Below are 22214 nucleotides of genomic sequence, written 5' to 3'. Positions count from 1 at the left end.
CGCTAGAACGCTTTCCGGATATCGATACCTAGATAGCGGCCCGTCGGGTCGATCCTGAGCGGCTGGAAAGCGTCGGGCACATCGCCATTGCCATCGGTCACGCGGCGACGCGCGTCGAACACGTTGTTAGCGAGCAGCGAGACGCGCAGTCCCTTCAGCCAGCCGTCCTCGGCCTTGGTGACTTCGCCTAGATCGGCGAACAGGCGAATGTCGAAGGTGGCCAGATCGCCGTAGAACAGGTCGCTCGCACCCGCCACGTCGCCGCCGCGCAGCACCGCATCGCCGACGTAGCGGCCCGACAGGCGCATGCCGTAGCCCTGCCAGAAGACACCGGCTTCGAGGCGTGACGACTGTTCGGAGATCGCCCCGCCGCCGATCACGAAGCCGTCGAGCTGGTCGAACAGGGGACCGCCTTCGGACAGCAGCACTTCGTTCTCGAGCGTGACCGTGTGGTTGAGCGACAGGAAATATCGCGGACGCGTGTCGTTCGGATTGCCGCCGAACATGCGCGCCATGCCGCCTCCGCGACGCCCGCCCGCGCGGTTCTGGCTCTCGCCATCGGCGCCCTCTGCCGAACACATGCGCTCGCGCGCCGCCTTCAGCTTCTCGGGATCGATTTCGCCGTCTTCGCCGAGAAGCCTTTCACGCATCCGTTCGGGCAATGCGTCGAGCTTGGGCGGATCGGTGCAGAGCGCCTCGCGCATGGCGGCAAAGCGCTTGGCGCGCTCGTCGGCTTCCTCGCCGCAGAAGCGTTCGCGGGCTGCGGCGATCTTCTCAGGGTCCGGATTGCCATCCGCGTCGAGCAGGCGCGAACGGAACATCTCGGGGATCTTGGAGAGGTCGGGCGTTTCGCCTTCCGGAGTTTCGCAGAAGACCTTGCGCATCGCTTCCATGCGCGCGGGGTCGAACCCGCCGGGAGGTCCACCCCTGCGCTCGCCCGAGGGGGGGCCGCCGGGACGCCCTTGCCCGCGTTCGCCTCGCTCGGGCCGCTCGGGCGCCTTGCCGATCTGACCGCGCGTGTTGAACCCGAAGGAGAGGATGCGGCTGCGGGTCTGGAACAGGGTGAGCGGGCGGGTGTCGATCGCGAGCAACTGGCCCGTCGGATCGCGCGTGACCCGATCGGGAAAGGCTTCTTCGAAAGCGGAGCTGAATGACGGGTTCGAGGTCACGTCGCGCGAGCGGTTGATGCCGTAATCGGCCTGGAGGCGAGCATTCTCCCAGAAGGGCAGCTGCCAGTTCGCGCTGAACTTCCAGTCGGTCTGGGCTTCCCCTCGCAGGTTCGGATTTCCCCCGGAGATCACCGTTGCAAGCACGGTCTCGCCGGTCGTGAAGTCGAACACGGTCCGGTTGGGGCTTTCGATCTGCGGACTGCCAAGGCTGGCGAGGCCGGGCGCGACCTCGCGCCAGATGCGCGTCGCGCTCAAATTGAGCTTTTCGGTCGGCGACCAGTTCACGCCGAGGTTCCAGTTCGCAAGCGTGCCGAAGTCCGAAAGATCGTCGACCCCGCCCGAGAAATTGACGTTCACCCCGCCGATGGGGCCGCCACGGGCGAGGACCGGCGCATTGATGTTGACGCCGTAATTCAGCCGGCTGCGATCCAGCTCGAGCGCACTCGCACTTCGTGAATCCTCGCTTTCCAGCCGGTTCCAGTCGAACCCGAGGTCGAAGGTCATGGAAAGGTCGCCGGCCGGCAACTGGATCGGATAGCCGGTCAGTGTCAGGTCGTTCGCGACCGAATAGGTCTTGCTGAGCGCGGTATCGATGCCGGACGCGTCTGCCCGGTCGATGGTTGTGTCGCTTTTCGTGAGGTTCGCGTCGCTCGTGAAGGTCGCGGTCCAGTCGCCGATGGGCTGGCCGATCGTTGCGCCCGCCGAATAGCTGTCGGTGTCGCTCTCAGTCTCGAGCACCGAGATCCCGTCGAGCGAAAGGCCGTTCAGCGACCGGCTCTGGTTGTGTGCGAAGGTTCCATTGAGGCTGAGCGATGTACCCGTATCGGCATAGGCGCGGGCATAGTTCGCTTCCACCTGCACGCCCGCCGTATCGGAGATCAGGCTTCGGAATTCGGCTTCGCCCGGAGCAGTCGCAATGGTCAGGCCGCGCTCCGCCTCGGTCAGCAGGCTGCGGTCCTCCAACTCGATATCGAAATTGAGCCTGCCCTTCTCGCCGATCCTGAGCCAGGTCGCTTCCTGCTCGGTGCGAGAGTAACCGCCACGACTGGGCTGTTCGTATTCGACCTCCGCCGTCAGCGCCTGGAAATTGGGCTTGAGGACGATGTTCACCACGCGCTGGTCGGGCGAATAGCCGAAGCGCTGGGCGACCTCCTCGTCGAAAACCTCGACCTTGGCGACTGCCTCGGGCGGATAGCTGCGGAACTCGCGAAAACTCGAGACGCGAATGCCGTTGATGAGGAAGACCGGGCGCCCTCCGCCGCGACTACCGCGGGCGTTGCTTCCGGTCGTCGGTTCGATGGAGGCAATCACGTCGGCAATCGAGCTTGCCCCGAAAGCGGCGATGTCCGCCTCGTCATATTCGGCGAGCGGGGGCTGATCGATCGTGAGCTGCCCCTTGAGGCGCGTGCCGAAGACGACGATGTCGCCATCGTCGAGCACAGGAGCGTCCGCCACCGAGACGTCCTGCCCGCTATCGGCCTGCTGTTCCTCGGCGTCCTGCGCAGGGGCAGGGGCATCCTGCGCCAGGAGCGCTCCCGGCTGTGCGCTTGCGGCAACGGTGAGGGCTAGCAACGATGCTCTGGTACCAAAGAAGATCAAGAAATGCCTTCCGAATTCGATTGTATTGGCCCCCTCGACCGGCATGTCGACGAAGAATTGGCTCTGCACAAGGACTTGCCGTGTAACGCTTCGTCGCAGCAGCCTTGCAATGACCTGAATGCGGAAGTCTTTCCTTTTATCCCGCCTCCGGCTATGGGCGCCCGACACAAATCGACTAACTGCACAGAATCAAGGAAACGAATGGCCAAGGAAGAACTTCTCGAAATGCGCGGGCGCGTTGTGGAACTGCTGCCCAATGCCATGTTCCGCGTCGAGCTCGAGAACGGCCATGAAGTGCTCGGCCACACGGCCGGCAAGATGCGCAAGAACCGCATCCGCGTGCTGGTTGGCGACGAGGTTCTCTGCGAACTGACGCCTTACGATCTCACCAAGGCGCGCATCACCTACCGCTTCATGCCCGGACGCGGCGGCCCCGGCCCCCAGTAAGTCCGAGTGGGTTCGCCCAAGCTCATACTCGCCTCTGCCAGCCCGCGTCGCCGCGAACTGATCGCGCGGCTCGGCTTGAGCCCTGACGCGATCAATCCCGCCGATATCGACGAGACGCCCGCCAAGGGTGAACTCCCGCGCGACTATGCCAAGCGCATGGCGCGCGAAAAGGCCGAGGCTGCCGCAAGCGAGGACGGCTTCGTGCTCGCGGGCGACACGGTCGTCGCCGCAGGGCGTCGCATCCTGCCCAAGGCCGAGGATGAGGCAACGGCCCGCAAGTGTCTCGAACTCCTCTCCGGCCGCCGCCACCGCGTGTTGTCGGCGATTGCCCTGCGCGCACCCGACGGCAGCATTCGCGAGCGGTTGAGCGAGACGGTCGTGCTGTTCAAGCGCCTCTCCCGCGAAGAGATCGACGCCTATATCGCCAGCGGCGAATGGGACGGGAAAGCAGGCGGCTATGCCATCCAGGGGATCGCCGAAGGACTGATCGCGCGCATTCAGGGCAGCCATTCGGGTGTCGTCGGCCTGCCGCTCTACGAAACGCGCGCACTGCTGAAGGCGGCAGGATTCCAAATTGCCTGAGTGGCTGATCGAGGAAGGGATCGGCGAGGACCGCGCGGCGCTCGTCAAGAATGGCGAGATCATTGCTGCGCGGGTTGACTGGCATGGAGGACTGAAGCCCGGACAAGTGGTGGATGCCGAACTGATTGAGCGCACCGCCGGTAGCTCTCGTGGGGTGGCGCTCTTCGACACCTTTCATGAAATTTGGGTCGATCGCCTGCCGCGTGAGGCGAGTGAAGGCTCTAAAATTCGGCTCGAAATCACGAGGGCCGCGACTGAGGAAAGGGTGCGATCGAAGCCCGCGCTGGCACGGCCAAGTGACAAGAGCATTTGCCAGCCCCCGATACTTGCGCAAACGCTAGGCGCACGACCGGTTCGCTCGATTGACGACTGGAATAGCTTGTACGTCGATGCGGTTGAGAAAATCATCTCGTTTGAGGGTGGTTCGCTGATTGTCGAGCCTACTTCGGCGCTTACCGCGATCGATATCGATGGTCCTCTTTCCCCCAAAGCGCTGGCGTTGGCGGCGATCCCTGCCATAGCGCAGACCATCAGGCGTCTCGATCTAACCGGTTCGGTGGCAATCGACTTTCCGACCATCTCAGCCAAGAGTGATCGTGTCGCAATCGATAGCGCGTTGGCTGCAGCGCTGGTCGATTGGCCGCATGAGAAGACCGCAATGAATGGTTTTGGCCTCGTGCAACTTGTCGCTCGCCGAGACCGTCCATCTCTACTTGAACTTGTCGAGTATCAGCCACACGCCGCCGCCGCGCGCTGGTTGCTACGCCAGGCAGAGCGACTCGAGGGTGCAGGGAGAATAGAGCTGAGCGCCCATCCAAATGTAATCCGCCACCTTACCGAAGACTGGCTGACACAACTAAGTCGCCGCACAGGTCGCGAAGTTGTGACTAGAGCCGACCTCAAATATGGCAATTCAAACGGTAACGTGCAGATTGTGCCCCTATGAGCATGTCCAAGCCCTGCCCCATTTGCAAAAAACCGCGCACCAAAGAGCACGCCCCGTTCTGCTCCACTCGCTGCCGCGACCGCGATCTCGCCCAGTGGTTCGGCGATGGTTACGCCGTGCCCGGCAGGCCCGCCCTGCCCGAAGAAATCGCCGCTGAAGTGGTCAAGCCGCAAGAGGACTGAAATAGGCCTTGCCAAGCGCGCGCGCCTTCGCCATAGGCGCGCACTCCAACCGCTGCAGGGCCCCACGCGAGGCCGCAGCGAGGGTTAGCCCGGGTAGCTCAGTTGGTAGAGCATGCGACTGAAAATCGCAGTGTCGGCGGTTCGAATCCGTCCCCGGGCACCACTATCCTCCATCAGTCGGACCAGAGCGATTCGATCCTCTCGCAGGCATCGTCCAATGCGGCGAAGTCCTTCGGCCGCGTGAGGCGATAAACCTGGCAATTTGCAGTGATCTGCGCCCCCAGGGCCCCCTGCTCGCCCCATTTGCCCAGCGCCTCGATCATTTCGGGGCGATAGATCGACTGCTTCATCGCGGTCTTGAGCGCCTCGCCGCCCGGCAAGCGCTGGAAAGAGAGCGTTTCGCCTTCTTCGAGCGACACGATTGCCGCCAATCGAAGCGGCGCTTTCCCCGCGGAGTGCACGGGGACAGAACAATGAAACTTGTCCTCGCGGTAATAGTCGCGCTGCAGGACGCGATCCTGCCACCCAAATCGCTCGACCGCCTCGCGCCACAGCTTGATCCGGGCAGACGATGGGTGGATCGAGACGCTTTCCTGCGCCGGTTCGATCCGGCTCAGATCGTCCGCCACGAGCACTGCTCCGCGCGCCACCAGCGCAGCCGCCATCGTGCTCTTCCCCGCTCCGGCATCGCCGCAGAACAGCACCGCGCGACCTTCACGTGCGACCGCGCTGCCATGCCACATGGCGAAGCCGCGCTGATAGCCGAGGCCACCCCAGGCGCTGCCGAGAGTGAACAGGCGCAGTTCGGGCAGGTCGGCCGTCAGTCCGGGATGGAGGGAGATCGTATGCCCGCTCTCTACCTGCCAGCCGCCGATCCCTTCGACCGCGAAGCGCAGGCTCTCTCCGACCGCCACGCTGCCATCGGCAGGGCAATCGGGACATGGCTCGTCCGACAGCACGATCCGCACATCGGGCTCACCGGGCTCGCAGGCAAAGCCTTGCCATTCGGGCAGTTCGATCGCCGAGGCGACCAGCAGGCCCGAATGCCGATAATGATGCTGCGCAGACATGACAGCCGGGTGCTGCCCCAAGCGACTGGCAACACGCAAGCTTTGCCAATCTTCTATCCCGCGCTATCGCTGCCGCCATGCACGAAGAAACCGCGTCTGCGCTCTCCGCCTTCGACATCGCCGCGCTGCTGGTCGTCGCCTCTGCCTTGCTCGGATGGTTCAACCATCACTTCGTCAAATTGCCGCATGTCATCGGCCTTACGGTCATGGGCGCGATTGCCGCGATCGGCCTGATGGTCGCCAATGCCTTCATTCCCGGCATCACCCTCGACGACTGGGTGGCGAATACGCTGCAGCAGATGAACTTCACCGACACGCTCCTGCAGGGGATGCTCAGTTTCCTGCTGTTTGCAGGCGCGCTCCATGTCGATCTCGACCGTTTGAAGGTCGCCTGGCTCCCGGTCCTGCTGTTGTCGACGGTCGGCGTCATCATCTCGACCGTGCTGGTCGGGCTCGCCATGTGGGGTGTGGGCATGATGCTCGGCCTGTCCATCGCGCCGATCTGGTATTTCGTCTTCGGCGCCCTGATCGCGCCGACCGATCCCGTGTCGGTCCTCGGCGTGCTCAAGGAAGAGAATGTGCCCAAGTCGCTGCAAAGCGCGGTGGCGGGCGAAAGCCTTTTCAACGACGGCGTGGGCATCGTGATCTTCATCATCCTGCTCGGCGCGGCCATCAGCGGGAAGGATTTCTCCTTCATCGAAGGTGCGGAACTGTTCGCGATCGAAGCGGGCGGCGGAGTGCTGGTCGGGCTGGTATTCGGCTGGATTGGATATCGCGCGCTCGCCAGCATGGACGAATACGCGCTCGAGGTTCTGATCACGCTCGCCATCGTGATGGGCGGCTATGCCCTGTGTTCGAGCCTTCACATCTCCGGACCGCTGGCCATGGCGGTCGCCGGACTGATGATCGGCAACCAGGGCGTGACTTTCGCCATGAGCGACGTGACGCGCGATTACGTCATCAAGTTCTGGGAGCTCGTCGACGAGCTGCTGAATTCGGTTCTCTTCCTGCTGATCGGGCTCGAGATGATCGTGCTCACGGTAGGCGGCGACGTGCTGATCTTCGGCCTGCTTGCCATCCCGCTCACGCTGGTCGCGCGCGCGGTCGGTATCTTCGTTTCCACCAAGACGATCCCCGCAGCGCGCCTGCAGGACAAGGGTGCTGGCCGCGTACTCTGGTGGGGCGGCCTTCGCGGCGGCATATCGATCGCGCTCGCCCTCTCGCTCCCGCCGGGCGAGACGCGTGACCTGATCCTCGCGGCGACCTTTGCCGCCGTGCTCTTCAGCGTGCTCGTCCAGCGCGCCACGCTCGGCCGGCTGATCGAGAAACTGAAGCACGAACACGCCCCTGCGGTGGAGGAGGGCACAGCGCAGGGATCGCCCATCCCGCCACCGGCCTGATTGCTTTCGCGGCAGCCTTCCGGTAAGCGGCAGCCAATCGCCCCGGGCCGTGCGGATCCTTGCCGATTCCACTTACCGGGGCGCATGCTTTTTCGCGCGAAGGAATACGCCCATGGCACGTCGCCGCCAGATCTACGAAGGCAAGGCCAAGATCCTCTACGAAGGCCCCGAACCGGGCACGATCATCCAGTACTTCAAGGATGACGCGACCGCGTTCAATGCCGAGAAGAAGGGCACGATCAACGGCAAGGGCGTGATCAACAATCGCATCAGCGAATATGTCTTCACGCGTCTTTCCCACATCGGCATCCCCACGCACTTCATCCGCCGCCTGAACATGCGCGAGCAGCTCGTCCGCCAGGTCGAGATCATTCCGCTGGAAGTGGTGGTGCGCAATGTCGCCGCCGGTTCGCTTTCGAAGCGCCTCGGCATCGAGGAAGGCGAGCTGCTTCCGCACACGCTGATCGAATACTGCCTCAAGGACGATGCTCTGGGCGACCCCAAGGTCTCCGAGGAAGAGATCGCCTGCTTCAACTGGTGCAGCCACGAAGAGATGCAGGACATGTCGAGCATGGCCATCCGCATCAACGATTTCCTGTGCGGCATGTTCGCGGCGATCGACATTCGCCTCGTCGACTTCAAGCTCGAGTTCGGCCGCATCTGGGACGGCGATTTCAGCCGCACGATCCTTGCCGACGAGATCAGCCCCGACGGCTGCCGCCTGTGGGACATCAACACCGGCGAAAAGCTCGACAAGGACCGCTTCCGCCGCGACATGGGCGGCGAGAGCGAAGCCTATCAGGAAGTCGCGCGCCGTCTCGGCCTGCTGCAGAACGAAGACAGCGGTCCGGGCGAAGTGCTCGACATGAACGCGCATCGCGGCCGGCTGCGCACGCCGACCAAGCCGGTCAAGAAGTAGTCAGACGACGTAGCGCAGGCTGAGCCCGGCAGGGGCGATGGCGTAGGCGCAATCGGGCATGTGATCGCCGTCGACCTGGACGGGCGTGACGCAGCGATCGAACTCGATCCTGCGGCATGTGCGGATCTCGGCATTGGCGAAACGGTCGACGGGAAGGCGCAGCATGGCCGCAAGGCTAAGCAGCATCGTGCCGAACCGTGTCGAGCGCTCCAGCGTGATCAGCTCGACCGCGTCGCTGGAGAGCTTGGCCTCGGGGCTCAGCTGGAACGGCCCGGCATATAGCGCGGCGCCGGAGACGATCACCGCCTCGGCTTCGCATTCGAAACTCTCGCCCCCCACGAGCTCGCCCCGCACCGTCATCGGACTGCGCGGCCAGTCACGCATCTGCTGCACCATGGCCACAACGTAGGCGTAGCGACCGATCCGCTTCTTGAGCTTTCCCGAAACGCGCGCCACCGCATGGCTATCGGGTCCGATCGAGAGACATGAGACGATCGGCATGTCGCCCAGCCGGTAGAGCGGCGCCTCGACCCATTCGTCGCGACCCTTCGCCCAACCCTTGGCCACTTGCCGGGCAAATTCGGCAGGCTTGCGGGCATAGCCCAGTTCGCGCGCCACGAGGTTGATCGTGCCCGAAGGCGCTACGGCCAGGGCGACCGATCCGGCATCTTCGCCGAGCGCCTGGACCGTATCGCGCAGCGTTCCGTCTCCGCCGTGGACGCAGACCAGCTCCGCGGTTCCGGACAGCTGCGCGCCCTCGGCCGTTGTCGGCATCATCGTGACGGCAAAGCCCTCGCCCTCCAGCGCATCACGCAATGCGTTGCAATGCGCCTGGCTGAAACTGCCCGAGACGGGATTGTAGACGAGGTCGACCGCGGTCATCGCGCCTGCCCTAACGCAGTGCGGCAGAAAGGGAAATTCGGTTTCGTCGATGCTCCTTGCGGCTTGGCAGAGCGCGCGGCGCAGTCAGCTTGCAGTCAGGGGTCCGCTTGCTACACCTGTTGTTGGAGAGAGGACTGTCGATGAGAATACCGTTTCGCGTGCTTGCGCCCCTGCCGTTACTGGCGCTCGCACTGCCGTCTGCCGCACATGCGGAAGCCCCGCCTGCTGCCGAAGCCGCCGAACAATCGAAAGCTACGGCCTGGGGCAACGAAATATTCGACATCTCGCCCGACGGCACGATCGAATACGGCGTTCTCGACAACGGCCTGCGCTACGCGATCCTGCGCAACGAGACACCGAAGGACAGTGTCGTCATCCGCTTCGGCTTCGATGTTGGCTGGGTCGATGAAGAGGACGACGAACTCGGTCTTGCCCACTTCATCGAGCACATGGCCTTCAACGGATCGACCAACATACCCGAAGGCGAGATGATCAAGCTGCTCGAGCGCGAGGGGCTGGCATTCGGAGCGGACACCAACGCCTCCACCGGATTCGAGGACACGATCTACCGGCTCGACCTGCCGCGCAACGATCCCGAGTTGCTTGACACGGCGCTGATGCTGATGCGCGAGACGGCGAGCGAGCTGACCATCGCGGAGGACGCGGTCGACCGCGAACGCGGCGTGATCCAGTCGGAGACCCGCACACGCAACAATTACTCGATCCGCCGCCTGAAGGACTATTTGCGCTTCGTCGCCCCCGACACGCGCTACGCGGCGCGGTTCCGGGCGGACGGCACGGTGGAGAACATCGACGCGGCTCCGGCACAGACGCTGCGCGATCTCTACCGGCGCTACTATCGCCCCGACAATGCAGCGATCGTGATCGTGGGAGACATCGATCCAGCCTCTGTCCGCGAGAAGCTGGTCGCGGTTTTCGCCGACTGGCAGGCGCCCGAGACGGACATCGAGCGCGTCGATGGCGGGTCGATCGATCTCGACCGGACCTCGGCAGCGACCAATTTCGTCGACCCCGATGTCGAGCACATCGTCGTGATCGACCGCTTCACGCCCTATGACGAGCGCAAGAGTAGGCGATCGGACTTTCGCCACGCGATCCTGTCCTCGCTCGGCCGCGCAATGGTCAATCGCCGGATCGAGCGGATCGCCAACGGAGCCGATGCGCCGATTATCTCCGGCGGTATTTCGGCAGGCGATTTCTTCAAGCTCTACGACCAGGCGACCATGACGGTGCAGGCCAAGGAGGGCGAATGGGAGGCTGCGCTTGCGCTGGGCGAGCAGGAATGGCGCCGCGCGATCGAATACGGCTTCACCGAGAGCGAACTTGCCGAGCAAATCGCCAATTTCACGCGCGGCTATCGAACGCGCGCCGAACAGCAGGACACCCGCCGCAGTGCAGGCCTTGCCGGCGGCATCCTCTCGACTGCCAAGAGCGGGCGCCTCTTCGTAACGCCCCAAACGAGCTGGGAAATCTTCCAGGAAGTGACTGCTGGCCTCACGCCCGAAGAGGTCACCGATGTCTTCCGCGAGGACTATGCGCTCGGCACACCTTTCGTCCATGTCAGCACCAAGCAGCCGATCGAGGGGGGCGATACCGCGATCCTCGCTGCCCTCGCCTCCTCGCAGGCGGTCGCGCTGGCCCCGCCCGAAGCCGGACAGACGGCAGAGTTTGCCTACAAGGATTTCGGCACACCCGGCACGGTCGTTTCCGACGAGACGGTGGAGGATCTCGGCTTCCGGCAACTGCGCTTTGCGAACAACGTCCGCCTCAACCTCAAGACCACCGACTTCGAACAAGGCCGCGTGCGCTTCAACATCCGCATCGGTTCGGGCCTGCTCTCGATCCCAGAGGAAGCCATCGCCTCGGGCCTCTTCATCTCGACCGCGCTCGATAACGGCGGGCTCGGCCAGCACAGCTATGACGAGTTGCGGCAGATCATGGCCGGACGCGACGTGAGCAACGGGCTGACCACGCAGGGCGACCAGTTCCGCGTGGCAGGCGCGACAACCATGGTGGACCTCCCGCTCCAGATGGAACTGACCGCCGCCTACCTCACAGATCCGGGCTTCCGCGAGGAGGCCCTGACCCGCTGGGAGGCGCTCTTGCCACCGTTCCTCGCCCGCGCCGATGCAACGCCGCAGGCGGTCGCGCAGTTCGAGCTTCCCCAGGTCATCACAGACGACAATCCGCGCTTCGGCATTCCTTCGAAGGACAAGCTGGAGGCAGTGACCCTCGGGCAGGTCCGTTCGAGCACGGCAAGCCAGTTCGCTAGCTCCCCGATCGAGATCTCGATCGTCGGCGAAATCGACGAAGAGCAGGTTATCGAGGAAGTCGCGCGGACCTTCGGCGCCCTGCCCGAGCGTGCTCTGACACTTCAGCCATTCACTGCCGAGAGGCAGGCCGTGTTCACGGGTCGTAGCGATGCGGTCACGCTCTATCACGAGGGTGCCGAAGACCAGGCTCTGGCACAGGTTTACTGGCCCACCACCGACGATGACGATGCTCAGGAAGAAGCCACCATGCGCGTCCTCGCCACGGTCATGCGGCTGCAACTCCTCGAGGAAATCCGCGAAAACCTGGGCGCGTCCTATTCGCCGGGTGCAAACTCCTCGATGTCGGACACCTACGACGGCTTCGGCAGCTTCTCGGCATCGGTCGTGATCGCCCCCGACGACGCGGAAACCGTTTTCGATGCGATCGACGAGATCGCCGGCGGATTGCGCGAGGCACCGGTCGAAACCGACCTGCTCGACCGTGCGCGCCGCCCCATGCTCGAAAGCCTTTCGAAAAGCCGCCGCGAAAACGGCTACTGGCTCGGCCTGCTCAGCGAATCCCAGCTGCGGGCGGATCGGCTCGACCGCTACCGAGACTACGAGACGCGGCTGCGCAACGTGACGCCCGAAATGCTGAAGGAGGCGGCTGCCAAGTACCTGCGCGAGGACAGCGCGCTGCGGATCCGCATCGTCCACAGCAGCCTGGCACCCGCAGAATAGAAAAGGGGCCGGAAGGTCTTCCCTTCCGGCCCCTCTCGTTTCTCGAAAACGAGGCGGCTTAGTAGTTGAAGCGGACCGACACGCCGAAGACGCGCGGATCGTTCACGAACGCCGTGTTGTTGTTGAAGTCGATGCCGCCCTTCACGTTGTTCTCGTCGGTGATGTTGCGCGCGAAGAGCGCCACTTCGAGGCTGCCGTCGAACTTGGCGTAACCCACACGCAGACCGCCTTCGATCTGCGGGTCGGTGACGTATTCGTAGCTGTCGTAAAGGAAGAAGCTCGTCTCACCCTGGTAGGTCCAGTCGGTGTAGGCGAAGATTTCGCCGTCCGAGGTCACCGGGATCGCGTAGCGGGCGCTGACGTCGGCGATCCATTCCGGAGCGTTGGGGAACGGGTTGCCGTCCACCAGCGCACGGTCGGTGCCGGCGATGTTCACGATCGGGTCGAGCACGGTGCACTGTGCGCAGATGCCCACGGCGAGGTTCTCGTCCTGGATCTTGGTGTCGTTCCAGCTGACGCCTGCGGTGAGCAGGAAGTCGGGAGTGACCTGGAAAGCGCTGTCGAGTTCGAAGCCGTAGCCACGACCCTTCTCGGCGTTGACCAGCTGCACGAGGTTACCTGCACCACCGACGGCCGAGAACTGCGGGTCCTCGATCGTGTAATAGTAGCCGGCGAGGTTGAAGCGCACGCGGCGGTCGAACAGCTCCGACTTCACACCGGCTTCGTAGCTCATGATCTTCTCGCTGGTGGCGATCGACGGAGCGGCGAAGAAGGCGACGTCACGGCCCTGGATGGTCGGGGCGCGGAAACCGCTGGCGACACGGGCGTAGACGCTGGCATCGTCGCTGAGTTCGTAGAATGCCGCGAGATCCCAGCTGATGCGGTCGTCCGAGACCGAACGGGCCTGCGGATCGGCTGCATCACGCACGAAGAAGTCCTTCTGGTCGTCCGTGTAGCGAACGCCGCCGGTCAGCTTGAGCGCTTCGGTCACTTCGGTCGTGACCTGGCCGAAGACAGCCCAGCTCTCGTTGGTGTGGTTCACGGTGACGGGCGGCGGGAAGTCGAAGCCGACGGTGGTGACGTCGAAGTCGCTGTCGAAGTAGAAACCGCCGACCTGCCATTCGAAGGCACCGCCGCTGTTCGAGGCAATGCGCACTTCCTGCGTGAACTGGTCGAGTTCGATCGAGTCCTGCGTGTCCGAGGGGAACGGGATGAAGCCCGGGCCCATTACGGGGAGGAAGCTGGCACCGAAGCCGCCGTCGATATCGCCGCGGCTCGAACCTTCGCTGCTCGCGAAGCTGGTGATGCTGGTGAAGGTCGCGAAATCGGCTTCGTAGTCGATCTTGCCGGTTGCGATCTCGGCCTTGTACTGGGCCTGGTTGCCGCCGCCTGCGTCGAAGAAGACGGTGTCGCGGTCGTAGTTTTCGTTCAGGTCGTTCGTGCCCGGGCCGACGATGTTGGCGCGGAACAGCGTCGAGGTGCCGTCGAGATCGCGGACCGAGTAGCTGCCCAGGATCGAGAGGCGATCGGTCGGGGTGATCAGGAGTTGCGCACGGCCTGCGATGTCGCTGTAGGCGCCATAGGCATCTTCAACACCGGTGAAGCCGTTGTCGATCCAGTCGTCGCGCTGCTGCCACAGACCCGACAGGCGGATCGAGGCGAGGCCCGGTGCGATCGGGATGGTGACACCGCCGTCGATCGCGATCGAGTTGAAGCTGCCGACGCTTGCCGAACCGTTGACTTCGAACTCGTCACCCGGCTTGACCGTGTCGATCTTGACGATGCCGGCCGGCGTGTTGCGGCCGAACAGCGTGCCCTGCGGGCCGCGAAGGACTTCGATGCGCTCGACGTCGAAGATCGGGAAGCTCTTGAGCGTCACGTTCTCCAGGACCACTTCGTCCATCACGACCGAAACCGGCTGCGAGGCTGCGAGGTCGAAATCGGTGTTGCCGAGACCGCGGATGTAGAAGCGCGGAGCTGCACGGCCGTTCGAGCTTTCGACGAACAGGCCCGGGACGCGGCCGGCCAGTGCGGTCGTGTCGGCACCGGCATCGAAGATGGCGCGGGCGGCATCTGCCGAGATGGTCGCTGCCGAAACGGCGACGTCCTGAAGGTTTTCCTCGCGGCGGTTGGCGGTCACGACGATGACGTCGAGTGCGCCGTCGTCGGTCTGCTCGGCACCGGTTGCTTCGGTGTCGGAGCTATCGACGTCCTGTGCGAGCGCGGGCTGCGCGAAGGCGAGTGCCAGAGTGCTGGCGGAAAGGAGGCGGAGAGTAAGGGAGCGGTCAATCATGGGAGAGATGATCCTTTTGGCCCGACGCCTTTGTCCATGGCGCGGGTTGGTGGGATGGAGGGATTGAATTGACCCGGCCGCCTGTAGCCGAAATGCCGCATATATCGAGTCGGAAAGCCGCAGAAGCGCGCGGTTTCCGGTGTTTGTTGCATCGAAGTTACATCGACGGAATGTGACAAGCGGCCCAAACTGCTGGCAGGGCATGGTTTTCGCACACGGCTTGCTCTTCGAGCCCACTCGCGGCATAGGCGCGCGCAAATCTCGCAACGCCTCGAACCACCCGAAAGGCCGCCCATGAAGATTCGCGTTCTCGTCAGCCTCAAGCCCGGCGTGCTCGACCCGCAGGGCCGTGCCGTCCACCATGCGCTGGAGGGCCTTGGTTTCGAGGGCGTGGACGATGTCCGCATCGGCCGCACGGTCGAACTCGATGTCGCGGACAACACCAGCGACGCGGCTCTCACCGAAATGTGCGAAAAGCTGCTCGCGAACACGGTGATCGAGAACTACAAGATCGAGAAGCTCGACTGATGGCTTTCCGCAGCGCCGTCATCACCTTCCCCGGTTCGAACTGCGACCGCGACATGGCGGTGGCGCTCGAACAGGTCTCGGGCACCGCGCCGGTCCGTGTCTGGCACGGCGATGCAGAGCTGCCCGACAATCTTGACTTCATCGCCCTGCCCGGTGGCTTCTCCTACGGCGACTACCTTCGTTCGGGCGCGATGGCCGCAAACAGCCCGATCATGCGCGAGATCGTGCGCGCCGCGGATCGCGGCGTGCCGGTGCTCGGCGTATGCAACGGTTTCCAGGTGCTGAGCGAGGCACGGCTGCTGCCCGGCGCGCTGATGCGCAATGCCAGCCAGCACTTCATCTGCCGCACCGTCGGCCTCAAGGTGGAGAACGCGCAGTCGATCTTCACGAGCGGCTACGAGGCGGGGCAGGAAATCCGCATCCCGGTCGCCCACCACGACGGCAATTACTTTGCCGACGAGGAAACGCTCGACCGCCTCGAAGGCGATGGCCGCGTTGCCTTCCGCTACACCGAGAACTGCAACGGCTCGCGCCGCGATATCGCTGGCGTGCTCAACAAGGCAGGTAACGTACTCGGCATGATGCCGCACCCCGAGCGCGCGGTGGATGCCGCGCATGGCGGGACCGACGGGCTTGCGCTGTTCGAAGGTGCGATGAAGGCCCTCGCAAAGGCCTAGACGCCAAGGCCTGACGCCTCAGGCGCTCTTGCGTTTCTCGTCAAAACCGCGGCGTTTCACGACCTTGCGGGCATCCTCGGCAGGCATCGGTCGGCCGAAGTGATACCCCTGGATCTTGGTGCATCCGAGGCGGCGGATGAGGTCGGCCTCGTCCTGGTTCTCGACACCTTCTGCGGTCGTCGTCATGCCGAGGCTGTCGGCCATGGCCACCACGGCGCGCACGATGGCGAGGCTTTCCGGGCTGTCCTGTGCGGCGCCCTGCACGAACAGGCGATCGACCTTGATCGTGGTGAACTTGAGTTTGCGCAGGTAGCCGAGCGAGGAATAGCCGGTACCGAAGTCGTCCAGCGCGACCGAGCAACCCAGCGCCATGCACTGCTCCAGCGCCTTACGGGCGACCGCAGCATCGCGCATGAAGATGCTTTCGGTCACTTCGATTTCGAGCCGCGAGGGATCGAGGCCGCTGTGTGAAAGGGCGCGCACGACGGTGCCTGCAAAGTCAGGCTCGACCAGCTGTTCGGGCGAAACGTTGATGTTCACCTTCACGTCTTCGGGCCAGTTGGCGGCCGCTTCGTGACAGGCCTGGTTGAGCACCCAGGTACCGATCGGCACGATCAGGCGGGTGTCTTCGGCGATGGGGATGAACTTGGCCGGACTGACGAAACCGTGTTCCGGGCTGTTCCAGCGCATCAGCGCCTCGAAGCTGACGACGCTCTCGTCGATCGCATCGACCACGGGCTGGTAGTGGAGGACGAATTCGTCGTTCTCGAGCGCGCTGCGCAGCGCGACCTCGAGCTGGCGGCGTTCCTCGGCATTCGTGTGGAGCGAGGGTTCGTATTCGAAGTGGTTGCCCCCGCCCTCGTCCTTGGCGCGATAAAGCGCGAGGTCGGCATTGCGGAGCAGTTCCTCGACCGAACGTCCGTCACGCGGACCGATCGCCGAGCCGACGCTGGTGCCGACATAGAGAACGTGATTGTCGATGTGGAACGGCGTGGTGAGCGCGGCGATGATCGACTTGGCCAGCGTATCCGCACGGCGGCGGTCGGAGGCATCGCGAATGACGACGCCGAATTCGTCACCGCCGAGGCGGCCAACCAGTTCGCCCTCGTCCATCAGCGGCTTGAGGCGTGCCGCGACCTGCGCGAGTAGCCTGTCGCCGACAAGATGGCCGAGCGAATCGTTCACCGCCTTGAAGCGGTCGAGGTCGATCATCAGGAACGCGCAGCGCGTGCGCCACTGTTCCGCATAGGTCAGCGCCTTGCCCAGTGCCTCGTTCAGCTGCAGGCGGTTGGGCAGCTGGGTCAGCGTATCGTAGCGGGCGAGATATTCGATCTTCTCGGTGCTTTCGCGCTGCGTGGTGACATCGGAGCCCACACCGCGGAAACCAAGCCACTGGCCGTCGCCGTCGAACATCGGCGTGCCCGACAGCTCCCACCAGCGCACTTCGCCGCGCACCGTGGCCTTCACCACGAAGTTGGAGAAGCTCTCGCGGCCTTTCAGCTTGTCGGCAAGCTCGTGAAGGCTCTGCGGGAACTGGCCGTTCTTCCAGCCATCGCCGGAGATCAGCTGCAGGAAGGACTTGCCCTCGATCTCGGCAGCGTCACGCTGGAGAGCGAAGGCGAAACGCGGGCTGACCGAGCGCAGGCGGCGGTTGGTGTCGATCTGCCACAGCCAGTCGGCCTGGCCTTCCTCGAATTCGCGCAGGAGCATCGAGACCGTCTCGCTCTTCTCCTGCATTTCGAGGTCTGCGAGCCGCGATTCGTAGGTCATCCGCGCGGATTCGATCAGGCCGAAGGAGGCGAAGAAGGCACTCGCGAGGATAATGATTGCGAGCCCGAAATTGAACGTCGCGAGTGCTGCAAGGAGTGAACCCACGCTGGCGGCAGTGCAGAAGGCGACCGAGCTCAGCGGAGCGCTGAAACGGCTGGCGACGCTGGCCAGCATAAGGAAAGCGATGGCTGCCCAGATCGATGCGATCTGGCCGCCGGCCCCGAAGAATACTGCGCCGCACAGTCCGAGCGACCAGATGCCTCCCTTGAGACCCGAGACCATCGCGTGGCTGCGCAGCTCGCGCTCGGTGAACAGGCGGTCCTCGACGTCGCGCAGGCGATAGTCGCTGGCGAAGGCCAGCATCACGGCAAAGCCGAGCGCGGCACCCCAGGCCTGGAGTGCGAGCAATTCGATAGTGTCGCGGCATAGCCAGACCACGATCAGGGCGGCGATGGCATGGAGCACGACGCGCGTTCCAGCGCGCTGCGAGACGACCGCATACTGGCGACCATGCACGCGCGCCCAGTCGCCGGTCTCGGGCAAATCTAGCCCGATGACCTGCCGCACGGTCGGCTTGGTCCCTTCGGGGGACTGGTCTGAATTCCACTCGCTCACACCCTGCGAATACGCGGGAAAGGTTATTTCCGGGTAAATCGCAGGCGGTTAAGCAGGATTATTCGACCGTGACGGATTTCGCCAGATTGCGCGGCTGGTCGACGTCGGTGCCCTTCACGCAGGCCACGTGATAGGCAAGCAGCTGGACGGGGATAGCGTAGACCAGCGGTGCGATCAGCGGATGGACGCGCGGCATTTCGATCGTGGCAAGACACCCCTCGCCTGCCTGTTCGAGCCCCTCGGCATCGGAAATCAGCACGATCTGGCCGCCGCGTGCGCGCACCTCTTCCATGTTCGAAATGCTCTTTTCGAACAGCGGACCGGACGGAGCGAGCACGATCACCGGCACATCGTCGTCGATGAGCGCGATGGGACCGTGCTTCATCTCGCCGCTGGCATAGCCCTCGGCGTGGATGTAGCTGATTTCCTTGAGCTTCAGAGCGCCTTCGAGCGCGAGCGGATAGTCCGGGCCGCGTCCCAGATAGAGCACGTCGCGCGCCGGGGCGATAAGATGCGCCATCGAGGCGATATCGTCGTCATGATCGAGCGCCGCGTTGAGGCAGGCAGGTGCCTCGAGCAGGTGCGTGACAACGTCGTATTCTTCCTCGCGGCTCATGAGGCCCTTCTTGACCGCCATATGGGCCGCGAGCGCGGCTAGGACGGCGAGCTGGCAGGTAAATGCCTTGGTCGAGGCGACACCGATCTCGGGGCCTGCGTGCGTGGGGAGCAGCAGGTCTGCCTCGCGCGCCATGGTGCTGGTGGGCACATTGACGACGACGGCGATGGTCTGGCCGTTCTCCTTGCAGTGCCTCAGCGCTGCCAGCGTGTCGGCTGTTTCACCGCTCTGCGAAATGAAGATCGCGAGACCGCCATCCTCCAGTACCGGCTCGCGGTAGCGGAACTCCGAAGCCACATCGATGTCGACGGGCACGCGGGCGAACTGTTCAAACCAGTATTTGGCGACCATGCCCGCATAATAGGAGGTCCCGCAGGCGACGATCGTCACGCGCTTGATGCTGGAAATGTCGAAATCGAATTGCGGCAGCGCGATCGAGACATCGTCGCGGCGCAGGTAAGAGCCGAGCGTCTGTGCCACCACTGTGGGCTGCTCGAAGATCTCCTTCTGCATGAAGTGCCGGTAATTGCCCTTCTCGGTCGCCGAGGCGGAGGCGCCCGATGCGCGGACTTCGCGTTCGACCTTCTCGTTTTCGTCATCGAAGATCGTCGCGCTATCACGGGTGATCTCGACCCAGTCGCCTTCCTCGAGATAGGATATCTGCTGGGTCAGCGGGGCCAGTGCCAGCGCGTCGGAGCCGAGGTACATCTCTCCATCGCCATAGCCGACGACCAGCGGGGAGCCGCGGCGCGCACCGATCAGCATGTCGGGATAGTCGCGGAAAGCGATGGCGAGCGCGAAAGCACCGCGCAAGCGGGGAAGCATGTTCGCCACCGCCTCGTGCGGCGTTTCGCCATCTTCCAGACGCCGCGTGAGCAGGTGGGCGACCACCTCGCTGTCGGTATCGCTTTCCATCGTGCGACCCGCAGCCTTCACCTCGGCGCGCAATTCCTTGTAATTCTCGATGATGCCATTGTGGACGATGGCCACCTTGTCTGTCGCATGCGGGTGCGCATTGTTGGCGGTCGGCGCGCCATGCGTCGCCCAGCGGGTGTGAGCGATGCCGATTTCGCCCTGGGCAGGGTTCTCCGCCAGCTCCGCGACCAGGTTCGACAGCTTGCCTTCCGCGCGTCGGCGAACCAGTTCGCCCTTGTGGATGGTGCAGATACCCGCGCTGTCATAGCCGCGGTATTCCATGCGTTTCAGCCCGTCGACCAGCCGTTCCGAGACGGCCTGTTTGCCGACGATACCGATAATTCCGCACATAAATGGGCCCCTTTAGCCTTTGCGGACAGCCTTAGCGCTTCCCGTCCCCCAATCAATCGGTGCTTTGCGTAAGCGGTTCCCGCGGCGTGCTCCACCACAGCAGCAACCCGGCACCGATGATGACTGCCGCACCGATCAGGGTCAGCAAATCTGGCATGTCGTCGAACCACCACCATCCCATGAATGTCGCCACCAGCATCTGGACATAGGTGGTCGGCGCGATCGTGGCTGCACCTGCGCGCTGCGTACCGATATAAGCGAGCCAATGCGCCGTGCTCGCCGTGACGGCGACCACCGCACAGCGCGCGATGATGGTCCAGTCGGGCGTGCCGAGACGCAGGCCTTCTGCTCCCGAGAAATGCCCTCCGAACGCCGCGATGAGCAGGAGCGGCATCGCGCCGATCTGCACGAAGACCTGCATCGAAAGCGCGCTGCCCTGCCCCGCACTGGCGCGATTGGCGATGATCATGAGCGCGAAGAATAATGCGGAGGCGAGCGGAAGCAGTGCCGCCCAGCCGAGCAGTGCGAGGTTCGGCCTCAGGACCAGCGCTACACCGGCGAGCGCAACCACCGAAGCGAGCCAGACCGCCGGGCGCACCTTCTCGCCCAGAAGCGGGCCGCTGAGCAGCGCGACGATGACGGGCGATACGAAAGCCAGCGCCATGGCCGTTGCCAATTGCATGACGAATACGGCCGAGAAGAAGCATAGCGACGCTGCTGCGAGGCAGAAGCCCCGCGCCGCCTGCAGCCTCGGATCGGTTGGCCTGAAGGCGCGCTTACCCTCGCTTGCCCCAAGGAGGATCGAGAGCCCTATCGCGCCGATGGCAAAGCGAATTGCCGCGACACCGAGCGGCGAAAACTCTCCCGCCATCGTCTTGATCACAGCATCGCCCACGCTCAACAGCGCAAAGCCGCTCATGGCGAGGAGTATCCCGCTTCGTTCGGACGCCTGCATCGGTTCAGTGCTCCTCGGCGGCCTTCTGTCCGGGTCCGGCGGAATGGAAAAGCAGTGCCGCCATCACGATGATCGACACGATGAAGCGCGGGTAGTGGAGCATCCCTTCCAGCAGGCTCTGGAAGAGCAGCGCATAAAGGAAGCCGAGGATCGGCACGCAGCCAACCACTCCAGCCGCACGCTCGTGCACCGCACGGATGCCCCGCCCGATTATCCAGAGTGCCGGCAAGGCTCCGAGCAGGCCCCAGGAGATCAGGAACTGCAGGATGACATTATGCGGCTGTGTCGGCCGCATGTGATCGGCATATTCCCAGAAGATCGAGCCGGTGCCGAGGCCGAGCCAGGGCGACTGCAACCACAGCTCGATCGTCCTCCCCCACATGAAGGTCCGCGTGGCGGTCAGATCGCCTGTCTCGCCGATTTCGCGGGGCTCGATGAGCCAGAAGACGGGATCGTCGACCACCAGCAAGTACGCTCCGGCACAGGCGATCAGCGTGAGCACGGCGGCCAAGGCGATCCGGCCGAGGGACGGCAGCTTACGGTGGATGACGAGAAAGATCACGGTGACAACGATCACCGCAAGGATGGCCGCGCGCGTCCCCGACCATACCGTCAGTCCGGCTGCGACTGCGTAGAACAGCCGGGCTGGCGCCAGCCCCTCGTCCTGCGCGCCGAAGAGGATGCGCACCGCAAGCCCGGCAGCGATGGCGCCGGTCCATGAACCGAAATGGCGCACGTCGATGAAGCCCGGGACCGCGCCACGCCAGCGGATCTCGCCAAATGGCAATTCCTCCACCGGTGGCGGGAAGGAAAACCACCAAGCGGTGTAGAGCGCGAGCGCGATCAGTCCGATCACGTGCCAGGTCATGAAGCCGTCGAAGCCCGCAATTTTCCGTCGTGCGAGGACATCGAGCACCGCCAGCGCGAAGAAGATGTGAACCAGCCAAATCATCGAATGTGTCAGCGCGTAGGTAACGTCCTTCGCGATGAACAATGTGCTGGCAAAGAGGCCCACGATCAGGATCGCCCCGGCAATCCGGATGTCGCGCGGCAAGGCACGCGCAGCCACGCCGAGGTCGAAGCCGTTCCGGCCCGCCCAGAGGATGAAGCCGATCTCGAAAATGAGGTACGGTGTTTCGATAACACGCAGCGTTTCGAAGGCCGGCGTCTCCATCATCACATGGTAGGTCGGGAACAGGAATACGGTCACGAAGGGCAGGACCAGCCCCAGGCAGATCGCCCCGAAACGCATCGCCGGTGACAGCGAGCCAAGCCCCAAACCTT

Annotated in this window: 17 protein-coding genes and 1 tRNA gene; 10 read left to right on the top strand and 8 right to left on the bottom strand. The window is 64.0% G+C overall.

Annotation, left to right across the window (positions count from 1 at the left end):
* Positions 1 to 2: 2 nt before the first annotated feature.
* On the bottom strand, positions 3 to 2741 hold the full coding sequence (locus K3163_RS04735) for a TonB-dependent receptor (RefSeq protein ID WP_221553011.1): 2739 nt from the start codon (positions 2739 to 2741) through the stop codon (positions 3 to 5).
* A gap of 228 nt (positions 2742 to 2969) precedes the next feature.
* On the opposite strand from K3163_RS04735, the gene infA reads away from it, so the two are divergent.
* The 5 genes from infA to K3163_RS04710 all read left to right on the top strand — a co-directional run bounded on the left by infA (position 2970) and on the right by K3163_RS04710 (position 5088).
* Positions 2970 to 3215 carry a translation initiation factor IF-1 gene (gene infA / locus K3163_RS04730; RefSeq protein WP_007163491.1) on the top strand — a complete coding sequence of 82 codons (246 nt, stop codon included), beginning with the start codon at positions 2970 to 2972 and terminating at the stop codon, positions 3213 to 3215.
* Between the two features lie 6 nt (positions 3216 to 3221).
* A complete protein-coding gene (locus tag K3163_RS04725; protein WP_221553009.1) occupies positions 3222 to 3797 on the top strand; it encodes a Maf family protein in 576 nt (191 codons plus the stop codon).
* The gene (locus K3163_RS04720; RefSeq protein ID WP_221553007.1) at positions 3790 to 4743 is read left to right on the top strand and encodes a ribonuclease E/G; all 954 of its coding nucleotides are present in this window, start codon (positions 3790 to 3792) and stop codon (positions 4741 to 4743) included. Before K3163_RS04725 ends, K3163_RS04720 begins: the two co-directional genes overlap by 8 nt.
* Positions 4744 to 4745: 2 nt before the next feature.
* The gene (locus K3163_RS04715; RefSeq protein ID WP_221553967.1) at positions 4746 to 4925 is read left to right on the top strand and encodes a DNA gyrase inhibitor YacG; all 180 of its coding nucleotides are present in this window, start codon (positions 4746 to 4748) and stop codon (positions 4923 to 4925) included.
* 87 nt (positions 4926 to 5012) lie between these two features.
* Positions 5013 to 5088, top strand: a tRNA-Phe gene (locus K3163_RS04710).
* A gap of 10 nt (positions 5089 to 5098) precedes the next feature.
* On the opposite strand, the gene K3163_RS04705 is transcribed toward K3163_RS04710, so the two are convergent.
* Positions 5099 to 5995, bottom strand: coding sequence for an HPr kinase/phosphorylase (locus tag K3163_RS04705; RefSeq protein ID WP_221552998.1), 897 nt, complete (start codon positions 5993 to 5995; stop codon positions 5099 to 5101).
* Between the two features lie 77 nt (positions 5996 to 6072).
* On the opposite strand from K3163_RS04705, the gene K3163_RS04700 reads away from it, so the two are divergent.
* Both K3163_RS04700 and purC read left to right on the top strand, forming a co-directional pair.
* Positions 6073 to 7395 carry a cation:proton antiporter gene (locus K3163_RS04700; protein ID WP_221552997.1) on the top strand — a complete coding sequence of 441 codons (1323 nt, stop codon included), beginning with the start codon at positions 6073 to 6075 and terminating at the stop codon, positions 7393 to 7395.
* 112 nt (positions 7396 to 7507) lie between these two features.
* Positions 7508 to 8314, top strand: coding sequence for a phosphoribosylaminoimidazolesuccinocarboxamide synthase (gene purC, locus K3163_RS04695; RefSeq protein WP_221428976.1), 807 nt, complete (start codon positions 7508 to 7510; stop codon positions 8312 to 8314).
* On the opposite strand, the gene K3163_RS04690 is transcribed toward purC, so the two are convergent.
* Positions 8315 to 9196 (bottom strand): diacylglycerol/lipid kinase family protein, encoded by an 882-nt coding sequence (locus K3163_RS04690; protein ID WP_221552988.1) that lies wholly within the window; start codon positions 9194 to 9196, stop codon positions 8315 to 8317. It abuts the gene before it with no gap.
* Positions 9197 to 9336: 140 nt separating this feature from the next.
* On the opposite strand from K3163_RS04690, the gene K3163_RS04685 reads away from it, so the two are divergent.
* Positions 9337 to 12210, top strand: coding sequence for a M16 family metallopeptidase (locus K3163_RS04685; RefSeq protein WP_221552986.1), 2874 nt, complete (start codon positions 9337 to 9339; stop codon positions 12208 to 12210).
* 58 nt (positions 12211 to 12268) lie between these two features.
* Here the strand turns inward: K3163_RS04685 and K3163_RS04680 are convergent, their stop codons facing one another.
* Positions 12269 to 14503: a TonB-dependent receptor gene (locus tag K3163_RS04680; RefSeq protein ID WP_221552975.1), complete on the bottom strand. Its 2235-nt coding sequence runs from the start codon at positions 14501 to 14503 to the stop codon at positions 12269 to 12271.
* Between the two features lie 294 nt (positions 14504 to 14797).
* Between K3163_RS04680 and purS the strand changes: the two genes are divergently transcribed.
* Positions 14798 to 15031: a phosphoribosylformylglycinamidine synthase subunit PurS gene (gene purS, locus K3163_RS04675; protein ID WP_221428980.1), complete on the top strand. Its 234-nt coding sequence runs from the start codon at positions 14798 to 14800 to the stop codon at positions 15029 to 15031.
* The gene (gene purQ / locus K3163_RS04670) at positions 15031 to 15708 is read left to right on the top strand and encodes a phosphoribosylformylglycinamidine synthase subunit PurQ (protein WP_221552966.1); all 678 of its coding nucleotides are present in this window, start codon (positions 15031 to 15033) and stop codon (positions 15706 to 15708) included. The genes purS and purQ overlap by 1 nt, the downstream gene beginning before the upstream one ends.
* An 18-nt stretch (positions 15709 to 15726) precedes the next feature.
* On the opposite strand, the gene K3163_RS04665 is transcribed toward purQ, so the two are convergent.
* Genes K3163_RS04665 through K3163_RS04650 form a run of 4 tightly spaced genes read right to left on the bottom strand, consistent with a single transcriptional unit; the run spans position 15727 to position 22182 of the window.
* A complete protein-coding gene (locus K3163_RS04665; protein WP_345719700.1) occupies positions 15727 to 18093 on the bottom strand; it encodes a putative bifunctional diguanylate cyclase/phosphodiesterase in 2367 nt (788 codons plus the stop codon).
* Between the two features lie 58 nt (positions 18094 to 18151).
* Complete coding sequence (gene glmS, locus K3163_RS04660; protein ID WP_221552964.1) at positions 18152 to 19975, bottom strand: glutamine--fructose-6-phosphate transaminase (isomerizing); 1824 nt, start codon at positions 19973 to 19975, stop codon at positions 18152 to 18154.
* Positions 19976 to 20027: 52 nt separating this feature from the next.
* Complete coding sequence (locus K3163_RS04655; RefSeq protein ID WP_221428983.1) at positions 20028 to 20930, bottom strand: DMT family transporter; 903 nt, start codon at positions 20928 to 20930, stop codon at positions 20028 to 20030.
* Positions 20931 to 20934: 4 nt separating this feature from the next.
* The gene (locus tag K3163_RS04650; RefSeq protein ID WP_221552962.1) at positions 20935 to 22182 is read right to left on the bottom strand and encodes an O-antigen ligase family protein; all 1248 of its coding nucleotides are present in this window, start codon (positions 22180 to 22182) and stop codon (positions 20935 to 20937) included.
* Positions 22183 to 22214 lie beyond the last annotated feature (32 nt).

Origin of the sequence: Qipengyuania xiapuensis, from assembly GCF_019711395.1 — a bacterium.
In the GTDB taxonomy this organism is placed as follows: Bacteria; Pseudomonadota; Alphaproteobacteria; order Sphingomonadales; family Sphingomonadaceae; genus Qipengyuania; species Qipengyuania xiapuensis.
This window is presented reverse-complemented; position numbering and strand designations above follow the sequence as displayed.

Bases quoted from the DNA above. Each gene is read 5' to 3' on its own strand.
- K3163_RS04685 (WP_221552986.1), top strand. From the start codon at position 9,337: ATGAGAATACCGTTTCGCGTGCTTGCGCCCCTGCCGTTACTGGCGCTC.
- K3163_RS04700 (WP_221552997.1), top strand. From the start codon at position 6,073: ATGCACGAAGAAACCGCGTCTGCGCTCTCCGCCTTCGACATCGCCGCG.
- K3163_RS04680 (WP_221552975.1), bottom strand. From the start codon at position 14,503: ATGATTGACCGCTCCCTTACTCTCCGCCTCCTTTCCGCCAGCACTCTG.
- purS (WP_221428980.1), top strand. From the start codon at position 14,798: ATGAAGATTCGCGTTCTCGTCAGCCTCAAGCCCGGCGTGCTCGACCCG.
- purC (WP_221428976.1), top strand. From the start codon at position 7,508: ATGGCACGTCGCCGCCAGATCTACGAAGGCAAGGCCAAGATCCTCTAC.
- K3163_RS04715 (WP_221553967.1), top strand. From the start codon at position 4,746: ATGTCCAAGCCCTGCCCCATTTGCAAAAAACCGCGCACCAAAGAGCAC.
- glmS (WP_221552964.1), bottom strand. From the start codon at position 19,975: ATGTGCGGAATTATCGGTATCGTCGGCAAACAGGCCGTCTCGGAACGG.
- K3163_RS04650 (WP_221552962.1), bottom strand. From the start codon at position 22,182: ATGCGTTTCGGGGCGATCTGCCTGGGGCTGGTCCTGCCCTTCGTGACC.
- K3163_RS04690 (WP_221552988.1), bottom strand. From the start codon at position 9,196: ATGACCGCGGTCGACCTCGTCTACAATCCCGTCTCGGGCAGTTTCAGC.
- infA (WP_007163491.1), top strand. From the start codon at position 2,970: ATGGCCAAGGAAGAACTTCTCGAAATGCGCGGGCGCGTTGTGGAACTG.
- purQ (WP_221552966.1), top strand. From the start codon at position 15,031: ATGGCTTTCCGCAGCGCCGTCATCACCTTCCCCGGTTCGAACTGCGAC.
- K3163_RS04705 (WP_221552998.1), bottom strand. From the start codon at position 5,995: ATGTCTGCGCAGCATCATTATCGGCATTCGGGCCTGCTGGTCGCCTCG.
- K3163_RS04655 (WP_221428983.1), bottom strand. From the start codon at position 20,930: ATGCAGGCGTCCGAACGAAGCGGGATACTCCTCGCCATGAGCGGCTTT.